Raw genomic sequence first — 18230 nt, forward strand, 5'->3', positions numbered from 1 at the left:
GTTATTTAATCCCCAGCCAGTAACCGGCAAACACCGAACTGGACAGCCAATAGCCAAGCGGAACATTGATCAGAACACCCAGGGTAAAGGCAGCCAGAGGCTTCCAGCCTACCGCGGTCAGTTCACGGAACCGGGTGGTAAACCCGATGCAAAGGAACGTCCAGGTAAAGGCCCAGCCCCGCAGGGTCTTCAAAACTCCGATAACCTCTTTGGAGTAAACGGCGCCGCCTTGGGTTCCCAGCATGGTAATCACAAAAGTGGTAAACAGAGACGCCACAAAAAAGCCGATAATGAATTTGGGGAAACGCCGCCAAATTTCTTTTTTGTCGATTGTCTCCGCCGCACCCTTGCCTTTTTCCCATACCGTTACCGACAGAATAGCCACCAGGAACGCCCAAATACCGACAAACATATCGCGTCCTACCACTTTCATCAAAGTGAAGGTAGTCACGGCCCGTTCATCGCCAATAGCCTGCGCGGCGGCAAACCCGGCTGCATCGGCAAACTCGGAGGTACCGATCCAGGCGCCGGCGACGCCCGGTGCCGCCCCAACACCTTGGCCCAGGCCGGCAGCAGGAAGATCATCGCCACAGCCCAAACAATAACCAGGGAAATAGCCACCGAAACATGCTGCTTTTCCGCCCGGCAAGCCCCGCCAATGGCAATGGCCGCCGATACGCCGCAAATGGAGCCACCGGCTCCCAGGCAGGCGCTAAACCGCGGGTCCAGCCCAAACAGCCGCGTAGCCGCAAAATAAATAATGCCGAAGGTAACAAAGGAAACAATCAACGCCTGCAATATGGCCGCCGGACCGGCCGCTAAAATAATAGTAAACGGCAGGGTGGCACCCATGAGAATAATCCCGGTTTTGACATAATACTCGGTTCGCAGCGCCGGCTGAAACCATGCCGGCAGCCTCACCGTGTTACCAAACAGCAAACCGATTAAGAGCGCCAGAATCGGCGTTTCGAGCTGCCAGTTCTTAATTACCTGATTTGACCCCAAAATGGTTACCACAATAGAAGCCAGAAATAAAACCGAAAAACCAATAGCAAACCGTTTTCCGTTATAGCCCATCACCTGGGCACCGCCACTGAACACCAAGACAGCAAACACATAAAGATAGATAAGACCTGTTACCTGCTTCGTCAGCTCGACCGCCAGTTTTGCCGCGCCTGACCAGGCCGGAATAACAACCGCCATGACCTTGAACAGACCGATGCCACCGCCGAGAAAACCGGCCGTTGCCAGCAAAATGATGCCCAGAGCGATAATGATCGCCCAGGAATCCTCCTTTTTGAGCCAATCACTCAAGACTGGCGAATGTTGTTCCTTTACCGCAATCTCACTCATGTCATCCCTCCTACGTTTATCCGGGAGACTTATCCGTCCCCGTTATCCAAGAAAAAAAGGCTAAAGACTTTCCTCACGGAAAATCCTTAGCCTTCAGTTGCGCTGATCAGCCTGACTGTATTCTCTTGGATGATAAAGTTATACTACCATATTGTAAAATTCGGTGTCAAGATCTTCGGTTGTACTATTTACCGACACAGGATAAAATAAATCCGCCCAACAGCCCGCCGGCCGCCACACTGACGACGGTCGGAATGGCCCTGGCTACGTTGCCTCCGCTATAGATGCTGTTGGCAAACACGCCTGCCCCAATAGCCCAGGCCATATCCACCCAGGGCGCATCCTTGCCCTGCACAATTAGATTCACACCGGTAGCGCCGTTTAACACGCCGGGAATACCGATGCTGGCGCCGTGGTTTAAGCACCACATGGTGCCAATAAGAAACCCGGCGGCAATCATCGAACCGGCCATATCGTATTTGCCAAAGAACTTGCCCCACACTGTACTGACAGCAAAAACCACTAAAAATGCGCCGGTAAATGTGGTAATCATACCCGCTACAGACATGCTCTCTCCCCCTTTCAGCTACTAGCTTTATAGATTGACCTCTTTCCTTTCTGTTTGCACCGCCGGTTTATTAACCGCATCCATGACAATACCAGCAACGATACCACCGGTGATGCCGCCCAGAATACAAAGCACCAGCGTCGGAACAGCGGCCGCAAACGGCGCGCCGTTGAATACGCCCATAGCCGTGCCGGCAATGGCAATGCCTAACCCTTGGTCAACCACCGCTGCTCCTTCCTTGTTGTAAATAACCCCTACCCAGTGGTTAATGCTCCAGGCCAGCGATATAATGGCAAACCCTGCCAGCCAGCCGCCAAACACACCATACGTACCGGCAATCTTCCCCCAGACGTTAAATACCAGGATACCCGCCATACAGGCTCCCAACAACGATCCAAGCTGTCTCATGATTTCACCTCCTTCCCATTGAAGCTGTTTATTTCTTCCTATATTAAATGCATATTCCGTGCCACCTACCCCGGCATGGAAAAACCGGCTATAAAACGCTGTTTTTCTGAAATACCTTCCGTTTAGTTACCATAAGTACTATCTTTCCAGGTATTTTTTCCCCGATGGCCGGGAATTTTTTCCGCTATTCCGCCCTAGACAAAATAAAAAACACCTGCAGCCAGGTGTTTTTTATTTTGTCTACTTTAAAAGTGCGAAGGAATTAGCGGGAATTTTTTTGCAAAGCGAAGTGGCGGCAGCGCGCCTATCGCCATAGGTAAGCCGACGACAGCGAAGGCTTGTGAAAATAGACTGTCCCCATGCAAGTTATAATAGCGTCCAATGATTAATCCAGTCCAACAGTCCGTATTTGCGGGCCTTGGCGGCTACTGTTTTGTGAGTAATGCCCAGCGCCTTGGCGGCAGCGGAATAGCTTCCGTACCGTTCCAGGGCCGCCCGGATGATATCCTTTTCATACTTTTCCAGCGGAAAAATTTCTTCTTTGGTGATCGAACCGTAAAAGTGAGTCTCCTCCCCATCGCAGCGCCGTCCCTGATGAAAGCACTGCGGTAAATCGCAAATATCAATATAAGCCTCATCGGTCAGTACGACGACCCGCTCAATGATATTCTTGAGTTCCCGGACATTGCCCGGCCAGCCATACCGGACCAGCGCATCCATGGCAGCCTGGCTGATGCCTTTGACATCCCGGCCAAGCTGCCGGTTAAACCATTTAAAAAAATAATTAACCAACAAGGGAATGTCAGTTTTACGTTCGCCTAGCGGCGGCAGGTGAATGGGAATGACATTCAACCGGTAATATAAATCCTCACGAAAAGTCCCTTCCCGGACCATCTGTTCCAAATCCCGGTTAGTGGCTGCCACAATCCGCACATCGACCTGCAGCGTCATTTCACCACCGACCCGTTCAAACGTACTGTTTTGCAATACCCTGAGCAGCTTGGTCTGCATTTCCAGCCCCATCTCACCGATTTCATCGAGAAACAACGTTCCCTTATGAGCAAGCTCAAATTTTCCCAATTTTCGCTTAATTGCTCCCGTGAAAGCACCCTTCTCATGGCCAAACAGTTCACTTTCCAACAGCGACTCCGGAATGGCCGCACAGTTAACCTTGACCAGCGGCTGCAGCGAGCGCGGACCGGCTTGATGGATGCCTTCGGCGACCAGTTCCTTGCCGGTACCGCTTTTCCCTGTTATCAGCACGGTAGACTGGACCTGTGCCGCCTTGCCGGCCAGTGCCAGCGCCTCCAGGACGGTATGATGCATGCCGATAAATGACTGAAAGGAGGCTCCCGGCTTCAGCGCCCGGACAATCTTCTGCTCCGGTGTCTCACTGACATACCGTTCCGGATACCAGCGATTTTCCCGCTCTCGCTTCGACTGTTCCTCCAGCTTCTTTGACTTTTCGGTCACTAAGCGAACCGTTTCACTCAGGTTCTGAATAGTATCGCTGTGCTTTAAAACAGATATGATTCCGGTTACCCGGCCATTCGCCAGAATGGGCTGCAGCGTCGCCATAATCTGTGCCGCCGTATTTCGATCAGAGATCAGGGTATGGACAGTTTTGCCCGAAGCAAACACTTGCTTTACCATATCGCCCAGACAGGTATGCTCTAAGCTGGAACCAATCTTTAAGGACCGGTCAATCATGGCGCTGTACGCCTCATTAACATGAGTGATTGCCGCCGCGGCATCCAACACACAAACCCCATCGCCCAACAGCCCCAGCAGCACAGCCAGCTTCCCGTCAACCGACGCCTTTTTGTTCCGGAAGGAACCTGTCTCCACATCCCATACCAGATTTCGGAAATCACGCTCCACAAAAGCCGCCAGTTCCTCCTCCGCCGGCGGCGACACTTCATCCCTTGACGATATCCACAGCTCGGGATTGCGCAGATTGCACAACCGAAGTATGCTGACCACTTCCGTTACCGGTACGGCATCCTTTTTGCCATTGTCGAAGAAAAGCCGTGTCTGCCACCGTTCTTCCAGTTCCCGAGCCTTTAGCATTAGCATCAGCACAAACTCCAGGTTTAGCCGCGCCTCCGCCGCTACAATCGCCCTCTTCATTCGCTTCCTCCCTCACTAAGAAGCCACTGCTGTATGCATGGCAAGTTTCATGCCGGATTGCCTGCCGTATGACCGCAACAGAAGCTCCTCGCCAAAAGGTTTCTGCCCGTCCTTTTTTGCCTGACAGGTAAAAAATCCTGCGCCTGCCGCCGCAGCCCTTACAGCAAAAGTTTCCTAGAAAAAATACCGGCATAAATTCCGCCCTCCTTCTCTGAGTGCAAAAATTTATGCCGGCTCTCTGCTTGACGACATGTATACTATTAACAAAAAGTACCACTGCTCCTTTTATTATACGGGATTGCTGAACAAATGAAAAGGACCTGCCGGGTATTTCAACCCCTCTATTTTTTCTGCTGTACCTTATAAGAAGGATTTTCCAAAAAAAATGTCGAAATTGCATGCATATGTTTGCATTTTTTGATACGAGCATCGGGGGAGGAACTCATCTATGCTTCGCCTTCATTCCTTTAAAGCTAAATTGCTGTTATGGATTATGCCCCTCTTGACACTGGGTTTGCTCAGTCTTAGCGGCGGCGCTTACTGGTACATCAATCATGTCGTGCAGGAAGAGCTAACCGCCAGCATGCTGTCGGTCACCGCTAAGGCTGCCGAGAGCGTTAATACCTGGTGTAAGACCCTGTTGCTCGAACCGGAAACCATCGCGTCCACGCCGGCGGCTAAAATGATTAATCAAAGCTTTCAGCAGATTGATGAAGAAAACGCCAACCGTCACAGCTTTCTGCACCAAAAATATCCCGACATATTTCTGGATATCTATGCGGCCAACCGGGAAGGTGTGTATCATACCATCCAACAATCCGGCAACCGGCTTTCTATCTTTGAAGGCAGCATTCAAAACCGCGATTACTTTCGTTCCATTATGGCCGGCGGCCCTTCTCAGATCACGCCGCCGCTGTTGTCGCGCACGACAGGGCTCCCTACCATCTTCGTGGTAGCTCCCATTACCGATGACCGGCAGCAGCCACAAGGCCTTATCGGTACCGGCATCTCACTGGAATACGTACAACACATCGCCGAAAACCTTAAAATCGGTAAGACCGGTTATGGGGTTGTCATCGCTCAGGACGGTTCTTTTATCTACCACCCGGACCAGACGCTGATCATGGCGAAAAAAATCACCGACATATCCGATCCTGAGGTGGTGGAGTTGGGCAAACGGATGTTGTCGGGCCGTTCCGGCATCTTCCACTTCACCTCCCAGGGCGAAAAGAAGGTAGCCTTTTACCAGCCTGTTCCCTTGACCGGCTGGTCTGTGGCCGCCATGCTGCCGGAAGCGGAACTGCTGGCTCCTATCCGGCAGATGCTCCAGTGGCTGACTGCCATTACGGCGTTTATTCTCCTGCTCATCGGTGGTGTCATCTGGCTGGCAGCCAACCGCTTATCCCGGCCATTACAGGAGATGGAGGCCCATACCGACGAGCTGGCCGCCGGCAATCTTACGCTTGAACCGCTGACAATCCAATCACAGGACGAAATCGGCCGACTCGCCGGCAAGTTTAACTTCATGTCGTCAAAGCTGCGGCTCATGCTAAAGGAATTGGAGGGCAAGAATACTTCCCTGAAGCAGGAAGTTACCGCCCGCCGGCAAGCCGAAACAGCCTTGCAGCAGGCTCATGACAGCCTGGAAATAAAAGTGGAAGAAAAAACGCAGGAACTACTGGCGGCCAATCAGGAACTGACGGCCATGAATGAAGAAATTCAAACGGCCAACAGTACTCTGGCTACCATGAACCAACAGTTGGAAGAGGAGATTCAGGTACGCTGCCAGGTAGAAAACGATCTCGTACTGCGTGAGCGGCAATACCGGGCCAGCGTCAGCCTGTTGACCCGGCCGATTGAAGAAGTCGACCATTGTCTGAAAGCCATCCTGCAAAACGCGCTGCAATTAATTAAAGCACCCGGCGGCTATATTGGCATGTACAGTCCGGAAGGAACCGAATTTATCATCCATCATGCCGTCGGCATTCACGAAGCGCTCCTTGGAGAAAAAATGTCAGCCCACGCAGGGATGAAACAGGATGTATACCGGTCCGGCGAACTCATCTATACGGAAAATTACCAATGTTATCCTGGCCTTAATGGCGACGAACGGCTAAAACGGCTAAGCAGTGTCGTTATGCTGCCTTTAAAGCAGGACGGGAAAATCATCGGTATTCTGGCTGCAAGCTGGATCGACGAACGCCACCCGATTTCCCAGGAGGATATTGAGGTCATCCGGCAATTCGGCGATCTTGCCTCGGTAGCGCTGGAACGGGCCAGTGTCTATGCCGAAAACCGCCATATGGCGTTTCATGATTCGCTGACCGGCCTGCCGAATCGCGCCAGCCTCAACCGCTATCTGGAGGGAGAAATGCAAAAAGCCCGCAGCGGCATCGCCTCCGGTGTTATTTTATTCATTGATATGGATGACCTGAAAATGGTTAATGATAATTTCGGCCATTCCAACGGCGATGCCATTATCACCGCCGTTGCCGGCCATATCCGAGCGATCCTGGACCCCAGCGCCTTTGTCGCCCGTTTGGACGGCGACAAGTTCGTCACGATCCTGCCGGGCGAAGAACACTGCCGGCAGGCGGCCCAGATCGCTCAAAAAGTGCTGATGGCACTGAACCGGGAATATCCGGTGGCCGACCAGAGCCTGCATATGTCCGCCAGCATCGGTCTTGTTATTTATCCGGTCGACGGCGATACAGCCGAAGATATTCTAAAGAAAGCCGACAGCGCCGTTTATGCCGCCAAAAAGGCCGGCCGCAGCAGTTGGCGGTTTTATGATCCCAGTCTGCAGCAGGAGACCTATGAAGCCATCCTGCTCACCAACAGCCTGCGGCGGGTGCTGGAACGCGGCGAATTGTCGCTGCATTATCAGCCGCAGCTTTTACCGGACGGCCGGACGATAGTCGGCTTTGAAGCCTTGTTACGCTGGCACAGTCCGGAATACGGACAGGTCTCACCGCTGCGCTTTATCCCGCTGGCCGAAAAAAGCGGCCTGATTACTCCCATTGGCCAATGGGTCCTGGAAGAGACCTGCCGCTTTGTCAAACGCTTATCCGCCCTGGGCTGGGACGACCTGCATGTGGCCGTCAATATTTCCCCCAAGCAATTGTTAGCCTGTAATTTTGTTTCCCGTATCCGCACGATTATTGAAACAGCCCAAATTAAGCCGAAGCAAATCGTCCTGGAGGTAACCGAAAGCGTTCTCATTGAATCGCTGGAGCAAAGTGTGGAGAAAATGCAGCAGCTCCACGATTTCGGTGTAGCACTGGCTCTTGATGACTTCGGCACAGGCTACTCCTCACTGACCTATCTGAAGAGTCTGCCTGTCGATATCCTGAAAATTGATAAATCCTTTATCGACAAAAACTGTACCGATCATGACCAGCGTCAGCTTGTCGCTTCCATGATCGAACTGGGACACGCTCTCAACCTGACCATCGTCGCCGAAGGGGTCGAAACCGAACCGCAGCTGGAATTACTGCAACAATATGGCTGCGACTGCATCCAGGGCTATATTTTCAGCAAGCCCCTGCCGGAACAAGCGGCACTTGCATTCCTGGAGCAAAAACGCAAAAAGCTCTCCGTCCCGGATGGTCCTTCATAAAAATCATTATCACCTTGTCCCCATAATTGAAACAGACCGGAAGATCGTGGTGCTTCACCAGCTTCTTCCGGCCTGTTATTTTTTTGCCCACCGTTAATCAACCTTGTTCCAAACCGCCCTTCTCCACTAAAACGGTAAACGTACCGTCCCCGTTGTTTTCCACCTGGCATACCTTGTGGCCTTCTTCCTTAAGACTGCGGGGAATATTGGCAATAGGCTCGCCCTCCTGCATCTTAACTGCCAAGTACTGTCGGTCATCAATTTCTTCTAACGCCACCTTTACTTTCACAAAGGTAATCGGACAGACCACATCGGTAATATCAACAAAGGCATCTGCGGTTTGCGCCATTATAATACCTCCTCCAGTTTTGCCTGGAAGAGGTCCCAGCCTACCCGGTCCAGTGTATTGCGGAAACGTTCGCCTTGTTTGGCCTGCTCCTTAAAAAAGGCTAAAGCGGTTTCAATCACTGCGTGCAGCTTTTCTTCTTCAAATAAAATCGGAATGGTCTGCTTGCCAATGGCGATACGGTTGCCGAATAAACCGCCGAACGATACAATAAAGCCGCTGCGGCCGGTCCAGGCATCTACCGGGCAGGATTTGACACATTTGCCGCAATAAGTACATTGCTCCTGCTTAAACTGCAAATGCCGCGCCGTTTTATCCACTGCAATGGCCTCGGTCGGGCAGACGGCTTCACATAACCCGCAAAAGGTGCAAGTATCCTGCTGCCAGGCCGGCTGCAGCCCTCCTTTTACGCCCAGATCATTTTCTTCCGCTTTTAGACAGTTGTTGCGGCAGCCCGTAATGCCCAGTTTAAATTTATGGGGCAGTTCCCGCGCATAATACCGCTCGTCAAACTCCTTGGCCAAGGCTGACGTGTCGATCATGCCGCTGGGGCAAATGGCCGCCCCCTGGCAGGCGGTGATGGTCCGGACTCTGGGGCCGCAGGCCCCCGGCTGCAAACCGGCTTCGGCCAGTTCACGCTTGACTGTATCAATATCCTCCAGCTTAATGTAAGGAATCTCGATACTTTGCCGGGAAGTCATATGAATATAGCCCTGTCCATACCGGCCGGCCAGTTCATACACCTTTTTCAGTTGCTCGGCCTTAATTTGTCCTCCCACCACTTTTAGCCGCAACGAAAATCGATCCTTTTGGATTTGCTTCATAAACCCGCCCTTTTTCAGTTCCTTATAATCGACCTGTGCCATACTATTCCCTCCCTATTATGCGTATTTCTTCTTCACTGCTCGTTCCCTGCACAATCCGGAACCCTTTCACCACCGGCTGCTCCCGGTCGAGCAGCGACACAATGACATAACTTGCCTGCGGATCAAAGGCCAGACGCTTATCTTCTGCCGAAGGACGTGCCGGCGACGCCGGATGGCTATGAAAATTGCCCAGCAGGCTCCAGCCCTGTCGCCGCATATCTTTAACAGCCGCGAATTGCTCCTCCGGATCCATCGAAAAATGCTCCGGACTGTTATCCAGATTGGCAAGCGAATATACCTTTTCCACCACTTTGTTGCCCGCTGCATCCACTGTTCCCCCTAACAGGCCGCAGGCCTCTACGGGTGCAGCAGCAAGGGCTTGCCGGACTAGTTCACCATAACCGGACTCGGTTAAAATAATCAAACCAGGCTCCTCCCTTCGCCATTACCGTTCTTATTTGTGGGCCACCTCGCACACCGCCTGCTCGTAATCAATCAGTTCGGTTATGGTCGGCTGCTCACCGCACACCTGACATTTGGCATTACCAGACAGCTTTACCTTCCGAAAATTCATGGTCAGCGCATCATAGGTAAGCAACTGACCGGTAAGCAGCTCGCCTACTCCCAGTATGTATTTAAGCGCTTCCGTAGCCTGTATGGTACCGATAATTCCACCCATGACTCCCAACACCCCGGCCTGTTTACAGGTCGGAACAGCATCAGGCGGCGGCGGGGCATGAAAAATACAGCGATAGCAAGGACCCTGACCGGGAACATAGGTCATGGTTTGCCCTTGAAACCGGATAATTCCGGCATGAGAGAAGGGCTTTCTCAGCAGCACACAGGCATCATTAATCAAAAACTTGGCCGGAAAATTATCGGTGCCGTCAATAATAAAGTCGTAATCCCGATCCTGGATAATGCCTGTGATATTGCCGGCATTAACCCACTCCTGGTAGGTATGGACGGTGACATCGGGATTCAGCTCCGCGATGGTTTCTTTGCCTGACTGCACTTTGGGCTTGCCTACATCCCTGGTCTGATGAATGATCTGCCGCTGCAGGTTGGATAACTCCACCGAATCAAAATCCACCAGACCAATTGTACCAACCCCCGCCGCCGCTAAAAACACCGCCGCCGGAGCCCCCAAACCACCGGTCCCGACAATAAGCACCTTACTGCCCAGCAGCTTCCGCTGTCCTTTTACACCGACCTCTTTGAGAATAATATGGCGCGAATACCTTTCCAGTTGCTCATTGGTAAAACTCACGCTCTGCCACCTCCCATAAAGTACAAAAATTCCACTTGGTCACCGTCTTTCAGCAACGTAGCGGCAAAATTCTCCCGGTCGATCCATTCATCATTGATTTGTATCGTCACATAATTGGCCATTTCCACCTGTTGGCTTGCCAGCAATTGATCCACACTGATGGCTTCCGTCAAGACCAATTCGTCGCCATTTACTATAATTTTCATAGTTTCAACCCTCCTTTCTATTGCTGGGAAATCGTTGACACAGTGAACCTATCACCAGGCAAAAAGAGGTTAAGGAGATTCCTACACCCGTAAGAATCTCCTTAACCTCCAAAGATTTGGTCAGCCAAGAATTCAGCGCCGCTTCCTTATCCACATCACGATCTTATTTCCCCGTATCAGTTTACTGCAGGGTTATTACCGTCAGGAGCAGCCGCCGCAGGAGCCATGACCGCACTGTGTTGCGCAGCCGCCGGCCAGGTGCCGCAAATGATTATTTCTGATAAATTTTCCCCGCTTACCGTAAGCCTCCAGGGCTTTATCAATACGCCCCGAAACCATAAGCGACAGAAGGCCTTGCTGTTGCAGTTCCCGTTCTGCCCGGGGACCAATTTGAGCGGTTAGCACGACTTCACATCAAGGAGCAACCCGACTTTTTGCCTATGCAAATCCTCCGCTGCCGAATCAGTGTTGGCAGCCAAAAGCTGCCGGCGCTCCAGCAGCCGGTACTCCCCCTGCTCATTGACTTCATAAATCCAAAACTCACCAGCCCGGCCAAAGTGCTCATCAATCAATTCACCATTCGTACTGGTGACCGCGACCTTTGCCATATACAGCACCTCCCTTATTCATTCACCGGCCACTTTTCTCAAACGGCGACCGGTACCGCATCGGCAAGCAATCCCGCCAGCCGCCGGCCAATAAGCTGCTGAAACTCCGCCTGTTTGCCTGTTGCGCCATGATCAAACTCGGTTACGACAAATTCCTTAGGCGCCTGGTACTGCTCGTATAGTTCCTGGGAACCCGCCAGCGGCACCACCACGTCCGCCGTCCCGTGAATAATCAGCAACGGTGTGGTAAGCCGGCTCGCCGCGCTGATTGGGTCATAATCCTGGGTAGCCAAGCCCTTGACAAACTGACTGTACAGAGTGAAGCCCCGGTCAAAGAAATTTTCAATCTTCTCGCCGCGCAAAGACTTCTGCCAAAGCTCCGGCCCGATGATCCGTTCCTGGAAATTAGCCACCGGCTTGGTTACCGGCGCGAAAACAATACGGCCCATCACCCGCTCGATTTGATCTTCGTGTGTCAGTACCACCAACCCGCCCAGACTGTGACCATAAAGCACCACCGGTGATGTGGCAAACTGGTCCTGTCCGTCCACCCACTGCAGCACATTGGTCAAATCCTCCTGCCAGCCGGTTATGCTGGTATCGGTGGCAAAATCGCCGTCGCTGTCACCGGAGCCGATATAATCAAAACGCAGCACACCGTATCCTGCTTTTTCTAAAAAATTAGCTAAATTTAACGTAAGATGGTTATACCCCACCTTATTGCCGGTAAAACCATGGCACAGCACCAACAGCGGAGTTCCCGGTTTAAAGCCTTCCGGCAAGTGCAGCATGGCCGACAGGCGCTGTCTTCTGCTTGCAATCCATAGATGTTCTTTCATACACTTGGCCTCCTTCTTTATGACAAGTACCCGGTTACCAACTAAAAAAGGTCAAAAGAGATTGACAAATTGCCAATTTCTTTTGACCTTCAGTTATCTGATGAGCCAGGACACATCCATATAAATAACTCATTTATTATATTAACTGTATCATCAATAAAGAAAGTTGTCAACATCCAGGCCGTCTTCCACGTTACCCTTAAGCGAACACCTTGTTAAAGGCCTGTTCCAAATCCGCAATTAAATCCTCAGGAGTCTCCAGACCAATAGATACGCGGACTGTTTCCGGTGTAATACCGGCCAGTCTTTGTTCTTCAGCTGTCAATTCGCCGTGGGTTGTTTTGGGGGAGTTAATGATTAAAGAACGGGCATCACCCAAATTAGCCTGATAACTGAACAAATTCAGCGAATCAATAAATGCCGAAATCTGCTCATCGGTACCCTTGACTCCGAAAGTAAACAAACCGCCGGCTCCTCTGGGAAGATATTTCTCCGCCAGAGCCCGGGACGGACTGTTCTTTGCCCGGGGGTGCCTGACCCAGGAAACAACGGATTTTTCCTCCAGATACCGCAGTATCTTATCAGTGTTGGCAACCTGTTTTTGCATCCTTTCTGAAAGTGTCTCCAAACCTAACAAAACCAAATAAGCATCAAAAGGACTTAGCGCCGCACCGAAATAATTCAAATAGTTTAGACGGACCCGGAAAGTGAAGGGGGCGTCCGGAAATACCTGCAGAAAATTCCGGGGACTGCCCGTCGCATCCCGCAGGGTATGATAAGGCTCCAGGAAATGGGGGAACTTGCCGTTGTCCCATTTAAACCGGCCGCTTTCCAGGATTACCCCGGCAATCACATTGCCATGCCCGCTTAAGGCTTTGGTCGCGGAATAGACCACAATGTCGGCCCCGTATTGAATGGGATTGAGCAGATAAGGAGTTGCCACCGTGTTATCCACAATCAAGGGAATATCATTCTCATGGGCAATCTGAGCCAGCTTTTCTATATCGGCCACAATCGCATTGGGATTGCTGATGCTTTCCACATAGATGGCTTTGGTATCCGGCTTGATGGCCCGGCGAAATTCTTCCGGATCATCGGGCTTTTCAACCTGATCGATGCCGATACCGAACTTCGGGTAAATTTTTTTAAAACTGTCAAAGGTTCCGCCGTAAAGCTGCGGGGTAGTCAGTATCCTGCCGCCTCCTTCAGTTACATTGAGCAGGGTATAGGAAATCGCGGCCATGCCGGACGCTACGGCCACAGCGGCAGCGGCCCCATCCAAAGCCGCCAGCCTTTCTTCCAGTACTGCCACCGTGGGATTGCCGATCCGGGTATATAAAAATCCCGGTTCAGCAAACGTAAACAACCGGGACATCCGGTCAGTATCCCCTAATTCGTAGGAGGCCGTCTGATAAATCGGAACCGAAACCGCCCGATTGTGCTCCTCCGGCTTGTAGCCCGCCCTTACTTTCAATGTGTCAAAACCGTATAATTGCTCCTGTGCCATACGTTAACCACTCCCTTCACGCCTTGTTTATATGCCTTATAGGTTGCTATTTACCGGTACGTGTCCAGCACCCGGTCATACAGATCCTCAATTAGCCGGAGTCCCCCGTTATAGCCGGCGTAGCCGCCATGCAGCACAAGACGGTAAGCGACCGGCACGCTGACAATCAAAAGATCGGCACCGATTTCTTTGGCTAAATCCCGTTCCCAGCCGCTGCCGATAATCAACGACCGGTTTTTCCGCTCATCGGCCCGGATTTCCTCCTGAATAGCGCCGCCGTCAATAGAAAAGCGGACTTCGGCGGAACGGAGCGGGGAAATATTGGCAAACTGGCTGCGTACAGCTTCCTGATACTCCTCCGGTATATTATCAATCACAAACTGTCTGGCCGGAATAATACCGAGCTCATTCAACAGATATTTGGCCAGGCCGACAGCATAGGTTGCGTCCAAAATGGTATAAAACCGCCGCGGCAGGCCGTAGCGGAATTCCAGCATGAAGTCCGCCGTTCTCTCAATATGCATATAAAACCGTTCTTCTTCTTTTCGAATAAATTGTTCTGCCTTCTGCCGGTCTACCTTGGCAAAATCGGCCACTTCCCGTAAGAATTTGGAGGTCTCATTGCCGCCGACCGGCAGATAGGGGAAATGATAATAGGCGGTTCCATATTTTTGTTCCAGGTGTTTGGCAATCGCCAGTCCGGACCAGGCATTGACAACCAGGTTGAATTCGGCATGGGGAATGGACTTCCATTCGTCAACCCCGCCCGAACCTACGCCGAACAAAATGTTGACCTTAAGACCGATGCCTTCCAGAATACGCTTAAGCTCTTCCAGATTGCCGTTCCAGTACGGGTCCTGATAGGGAATGGTTGCAAACACGTTAACCAGTCCCGGCTGTTTCGTTCTGTCCGGGCTGAACTTGTCAACATACTGATCGATAATGGCGTTAACCACCTTTTCATGGCTTACGTAATTATTGCTTTTAAAACCACCGGTTTCCACATACACAATAGGTTTATCCTGCGCCTGATACTGACCGGTCACCTGACCGATATCGTCGCCGACAATGTCCGAAGTACAACCGGTCAGCACCACATAGAGATCGGCGTCAATCACTTTGAGCGCACCCTCGATTACATGCTTCAGCTTTTCTTCCCCGCCAAAGACAATCTCCGCTTCACTGGCATTGGTGCAGGGTACGGTATTACCGCCGGCATAGCCTTCCCCCTGACCCAGCAGCCGGTTGATTTTATCGCCGCAGCCCGGTCCGGCATGCAGAATCGGCACCGCCCGTTTAATGGCTACGATAGACTGCTGAGCGCCGAGAGCACAGGAGTAACGGGGCTGTTCAATAAATGTCGACATGGGCGTCACCTCTTAGAAAAGAAAATGGATTTTGTTCCAGCCACCATTTGGTATAAGGCATGGTACTATGTTTGGCAAGATTGGTGACAAACTCCCTGTTATCAAGCGTTTCCAGTATCCGCTCCGCGTAATTAAGAACTCCCTGATAACCAAACCCAAACTGCTCGTCACCGATCAGTAAAGTTGGGATACCCAGTTTGGCACCCCAAAGGGTCATGCCCCCGTGTCTGGCAATCATGATGTCCGGCCGGACTTTGTTCAGGATATTCACCAGCTCATAGGCTTGTTTGTTGCAGACATTATAGTTGGGCACATCGCCATAGGTATTGATATCATGAGCCAGCGCATCGGAGGTAATATCGCCATTATCATAGATCGGATCATGATGAAAAATGGCCGCCCCCTGAACCTCCAGCCCCAATTCTCTAAGCAGCGCAATCAAGGCATGCCCGTGGGCGGCTCCTGCCGTCAGGTAGGCGGTTTTTCCCTGCAGTTGCCGGCGAAACTCCTCCAGCTTTGGCAGCACCCGCTGATGCTCCCGGACAATCAGTTTTTCAATTTCCTGTTCCCGGTCCAATACCCGTCCCAGTTCCCGCAGCCAATTGTCCGTTCCGGCTATTCCATAGGCCGGCGGGGCTTTGATTTCCGGCACACCGTATACCTGTTCCAGCGCTGCGCCGATATAGGTCCCCAGCGTTGGGCAGATCTGGATGGTCGCTGCCGCCTCGGCGATATGTTCCAACTGGGCAACGGTGGAAAAAGGAACGATATAGTCGGCTTCGTAGCCTAGGGGGTTCAAGATTTCGTCGAAGATTTTGCTGCCCCAAAAGTTGATAATGTTTACTTTATTGCTTTTCTGCTGCGGCGGTTTCACGATCTTCCTGACAATGGAATGGTACGCCGCATCAAAGCCCGTTGTCCAGATTTTGGACTTAAACCCTTCACAGAAGCAGGCTACCACGGGAATGCCCAGTTCTTCGGCCAACGCGTTGGCCACACCCTCGACATCATCACCGATAATACCGGAGGCGCAGGAGGTCGTTATAAAAATGGCCTTCGGCTTTACCCGCCGGAAAACTGCCCGGATCGTGTCTTCCAGCTTTTGCGTCGCGCCAAAAATGGTATCCTCTTCTTCGATATTGGTGTTAAAATACCGGCCGATTACCGGTGGCAGTTCACGTTCCATCTGACCCACCCGGTAAACAAAATTAAACGTAAACATGTCACCCGCACAACCTATCGGGGCATGATTAACCACGGCCGCATCCTGAATCATAGAAAGCTGGCAAAAGGCGTTGCCCGAGCTGCAGCCCATGCACTGGCTGAAGCTCCGGTCACTGTCTCTTAGTTTTCCGGCCCGCGAACACTGCACCAGTTCCCGGGCGGTTCCCTCAAAGCCGGTGATCGAACCCAACCGGGCTTCCCGTGTTAACACCTCTGCTGCTTTAAGATTAATGGCACTCATCTGGACTCCTCCCCTATCTCCTGTTGCTGTCTCCGGGAAAACCGAGCCGGTACGCCCCGGTAAGTACAGCCATTTGGGTCTTTTTATACAAAAAAGACCGGATTAAACCCCTGCCATGCAAGAGCTTAATCCGGTCTCCGGTCTATTGATCGGTCAACCATACCACTATGTACTTACGCCTTATTGTAAGCTGACCGGCCGGCCCTTGTCAAGCAACTTTCGCGGCTCTCTACCCTCACAGATCTTTAGGACGATAGCCCGCATTCGACAAAGGCTTGCTCCAGATCGGCGATAATATCCGCCGCAGCCTCCAGGCCGATACTGAAACGAAGATGTCCGTTCCGGAATTCGGGCGGATAAAAATGATTGCGTTCGTCATCGGGGCCGACATAGACAATCAGGCTTTCATCATGACCGATGGAAACGGCCGGAACAATTAATTCCAGCGAGTTGATAAACCGGTTATGGATGGCGGCATCGGCTTTTAACCCAAACGCCATAACCCCGGAAAACAACGACATTTGTTTTTGGGCAATCCCATGCTGCGGATGACTGCTGAGACCGGGATAAGCCACAAAATCCACCGCCCGGTGTCCTGCTAAAAACTCAGCCACCGTTTGCGCGGTCCGGCTATGCTGCTCCATGCGCAAAGGAAGGGTAACCACACCGCGCATGATCAGCCAGGCATTAAACGGACTGATCACGCCGCCCAGATTGACCATGGCCTGCCGCTTGATCCGGTTAATCAGCTCCTTACGGCCGATAACCGCTCCGCCCATGGCATCGCCATGACCGTTAATATATTTAGTCAGGCTGTGAATGACAAGATCGGCGCCCAACGCCAGTGGCTGCTGCAAATAGGGTGAGGCAAAGGTGCTGTCCACGCTCAGCAAGGCTCCGGCCGCCTTGGCAATCCCGGCGATGGCCGCTATATCGCTGACCCGGGTAGTCGGATTGCCCGGTGTTTCAATATGGATCAACCGGGTATTGGGACGCAGCGCCTGTTTAATCTCTTCCAGGTTGGCGGTATCCACCAGTGTGGTTTCCACGCCATACTTATCAGGAAAATATTCCTGTAGCAAACGATAAACGGCTATATAGGAAACGTTGGAGCAAATGACATGGGACTGACTGTCTAAAAAGGTGAAAAATACGCCGGCCAGGGCCGAAACACCGGTGCCTAACACCACGCAGTCTTCTCCCCCCTCCAGGGCGGCCAGTTTTTCCTGCAGGTAAATCTGATTGGCCGAAGTATTGCGGGTATAAACCAGTTGGTCGGGATCGCTCCAGTTCATGGCGGAGGCATCCTCCGGCAAGCGGTAGCTGTTGGCCATCGTCAAAGGTCTTCGAATCGCCCCGGTTTCCTTATCAATGCCATTGCCGGCATGTATGCATTTTGTCCGAAAATCAATCTGTGTTTTCTTCATCCCTGCTGTGACCTCTTTTCCGTTATTATTTTTAACCTCAGTCTACTCCCTGCCGCCGCGGACCGTCTAGTGGTCTGTAAACGCTAAAGCAATAGGCTGAATTGCGAGAGATTTTTCGTCCTGCGAGGCGGAGGAGGCGCACATATCGGGAATATGTAAGCCGACGACAACAAAGCAGGGCAGAAAAGATCTCGTAAGAACACTATAGCATTAGGGGTTACAAACCACTAGTACCTTGTCAATCCTAACAC

The 18230-nt window shown here is 51.9% G+C and carries 18 protein-coding genes; 1 reads left to right on the top strand and 17 read right to left on the bottom strand.

Annotated elements, in window-relative coordinates; translation table 11 throughout:
- Position 1: 1 nt before the first annotated feature.
- The 5 genes from F3H20_RS20450 to F3H20_RS09725 all read right to left on the bottom strand — a co-directional run bounded on the left by F3H20_RS20450 (position 2) and on the right by F3H20_RS09725 (position 4459).
- Positions 2–565, bottom strand: coding sequence for a putative sulfate exporter family transporter (locus F3H20_RS20450; protein ID WP_394349567.1), 564 nt, complete (start codon positions 563–565; stop codon positions 2–4).
- A complete protein-coding gene (locus tag F3H20_RS09710) occupies positions 448–1353 on the bottom strand; it encodes a YeiH family protein (RefSeq protein ID WP_394349566.1) in 906 nt (301 codons plus the stop codon). The genes F3H20_RS20450 and F3H20_RS09710 overlap by 118 nt, the downstream gene beginning before the upstream one ends.
- A gap of 184 nt (positions 1354–1537) precedes the next feature.
- Positions 1538–1921, bottom strand: a complete 384-nt coding sequence (locus F3H20_RS09715; protein ID WP_149734733.1) for a Lin0368 family putative glycerol transporter subunit — start codon at positions 1919–1921, stop codon at positions 1538–1540.
- A gap of 27 nt (positions 1922–1948) precedes the next feature.
- Positions 1949–2329, bottom strand: a complete 381-nt coding sequence (locus F3H20_RS09720) for a Lin0368 family putative glycerol transporter subunit (RefSeq protein WP_149734734.1) — start codon at positions 2327–2329, stop codon at positions 1949–1951.
- A 366-nt stretch (positions 2330–2695) separates the two neighbouring features.
- Positions 2696–4459: a sigma-54 interaction domain-containing protein gene (locus F3H20_RS09725; protein ID WP_149734735.1), complete on the bottom strand. Its 1764-nt coding sequence runs from the start codon at positions 4457–4459 to the stop codon at positions 2696–2698.
- A gap of 448 nt (positions 4460–4907) precedes the next feature.
- On the opposite strand from F3H20_RS09725, the gene F3H20_RS09730 reads away from it, so the two are divergent.
- Positions 4908–8078, top strand: a complete 3171-nt coding sequence (locus F3H20_RS09730; protein ID WP_149734736.1) for an EAL domain-containing protein — start codon at positions 4908–4910, stop codon at positions 8076–8078.
- Positions 8079–8175: 97 nt separating this feature from the next.
- On the opposite strand, the gene F3H20_RS09735 is transcribed toward F3H20_RS09730, so the two are convergent.
- The 12 genes from F3H20_RS09735 to F3H20_RS09785 form a co-directional block, all read right to left on the bottom strand.
- A complete protein-coding gene (locus tag F3H20_RS09735; RefSeq protein ID WP_188128268.1) occupies positions 8176–8427 on the bottom strand; it encodes a sulfurtransferase TusA family protein in 252 nt (83 codons plus the stop codon).
- A complete protein-coding gene (locus tag F3H20_RS09740; RefSeq protein WP_149734738.1) occupies positions 8427–9290 on the bottom strand; it encodes a 4Fe-4S binding protein in 864 nt (287 codons plus the stop codon). The genes F3H20_RS09735 and F3H20_RS09740 overlap by 1 nt, the downstream gene beginning before the upstream one ends.
- Before the next feature lies 1 nt (position 9291).
- Entirely contained in the window at positions 9292–9714 is a 423-nt protein-coding gene (locus tag F3H20_RS09745) for a M67 family metallopeptidase (RefSeq protein ID WP_149734739.1), read from the bottom strand.
- Between the two features lie 30 nt (positions 9715–9744).
- Positions 9745–10560: a HesA/MoeB/ThiF family protein gene (locus tag F3H20_RS09750; protein ID WP_149734740.1), complete on the bottom strand. Its 816-nt coding sequence runs from the start codon at positions 10558–10560 to the stop codon at positions 9745–9747.
- Positions 10557–10766, bottom strand: coding sequence for a sulfur carrier protein ThiS (thiS, locus tag F3H20_RS09755; RefSeq protein WP_149734741.1), 210 nt, complete (start codon positions 10764–10766; stop codon positions 10557–10559). Before thiS ends, F3H20_RS09750 begins: the two co-directional genes overlap by 4 nt.
- Positions 10767–10967: 201 nt before the next feature.
- Positions 10968–11171 (bottom strand): hypothetical protein, encoded by a 204-nt coding sequence (locus tag F3H20_RS20155; protein WP_223191710.1) that lies wholly within the window; start codon positions 11169–11171, stop codon positions 10968–10970.
- Positions 11165–11374, bottom strand: coding sequence for a NifB/NifX family molybdenum-iron cluster-binding protein (locus F3H20_RS20160; protein ID WP_223191711.1), 210 nt, complete (start codon positions 11372–11374; stop codon positions 11165–11167). The genes F3H20_RS20155 and F3H20_RS20160 overlap by 7 nt, the downstream gene beginning before the upstream one ends.
- A gap of 38 nt (positions 11375–11412) precedes the next feature.
- Positions 11413–12213 carry an alpha/beta hydrolase gene (locus F3H20_RS09765; RefSeq protein ID WP_149734742.1) on the bottom strand — a complete coding sequence of 267 codons (801 nt, stop codon included), beginning with the start codon at positions 12211–12213 and terminating at the stop codon, positions 11413–11415.
- 199 nt (positions 12214–12412) lie between these two features.
- Entirely contained in the window at positions 12413–13720 is a 1308-nt protein-coding gene (locus tag F3H20_RS09770) for an O-acetylhomoserine aminocarboxypropyltransferase/cysteine synthase family protein (protein WP_149734743.1), read from the bottom strand.
- Between the two features lie 50 nt (positions 13721–13770).
- Positions 13771–15087: a nitrogenase component 1 gene (locus tag F3H20_RS09775; protein WP_149734744.1), complete on the bottom strand. Its 1317-nt coding sequence runs from the start codon at positions 15085–15087 to the stop codon at positions 13771–13773.
- Positions 15071–16552 carry a nitrogenase component 1 gene (locus F3H20_RS09780; protein ID WP_149734745.1) on the bottom strand — a complete coding sequence of 494 codons (1482 nt, stop codon included), beginning with the start codon at positions 16550–16552 and terminating at the stop codon, positions 15071–15073. Before F3H20_RS09780 ends, F3H20_RS09775 begins: the two co-directional genes overlap by 17 nt.
- A 245-nt stretch (positions 16553–16797) precedes the next feature.
- A complete protein-coding gene (locus F3H20_RS09785) occupies positions 16798–17979 on the bottom strand; it encodes a trans-sulfuration enzyme family protein (RefSeq protein WP_149734746.1) in 1182 nt (393 codons plus the stop codon).
- Positions 17980–18230 lie beyond the last annotated feature (251 nt).

The organism is Propionispora hippei DSM 15287 (genome assembly GCF_900141835.1).
GTDB lineage: Bacteria > Bacillota > Negativicutes > Propionisporales > Propionisporaceae > Propionispora > Propionispora hippei.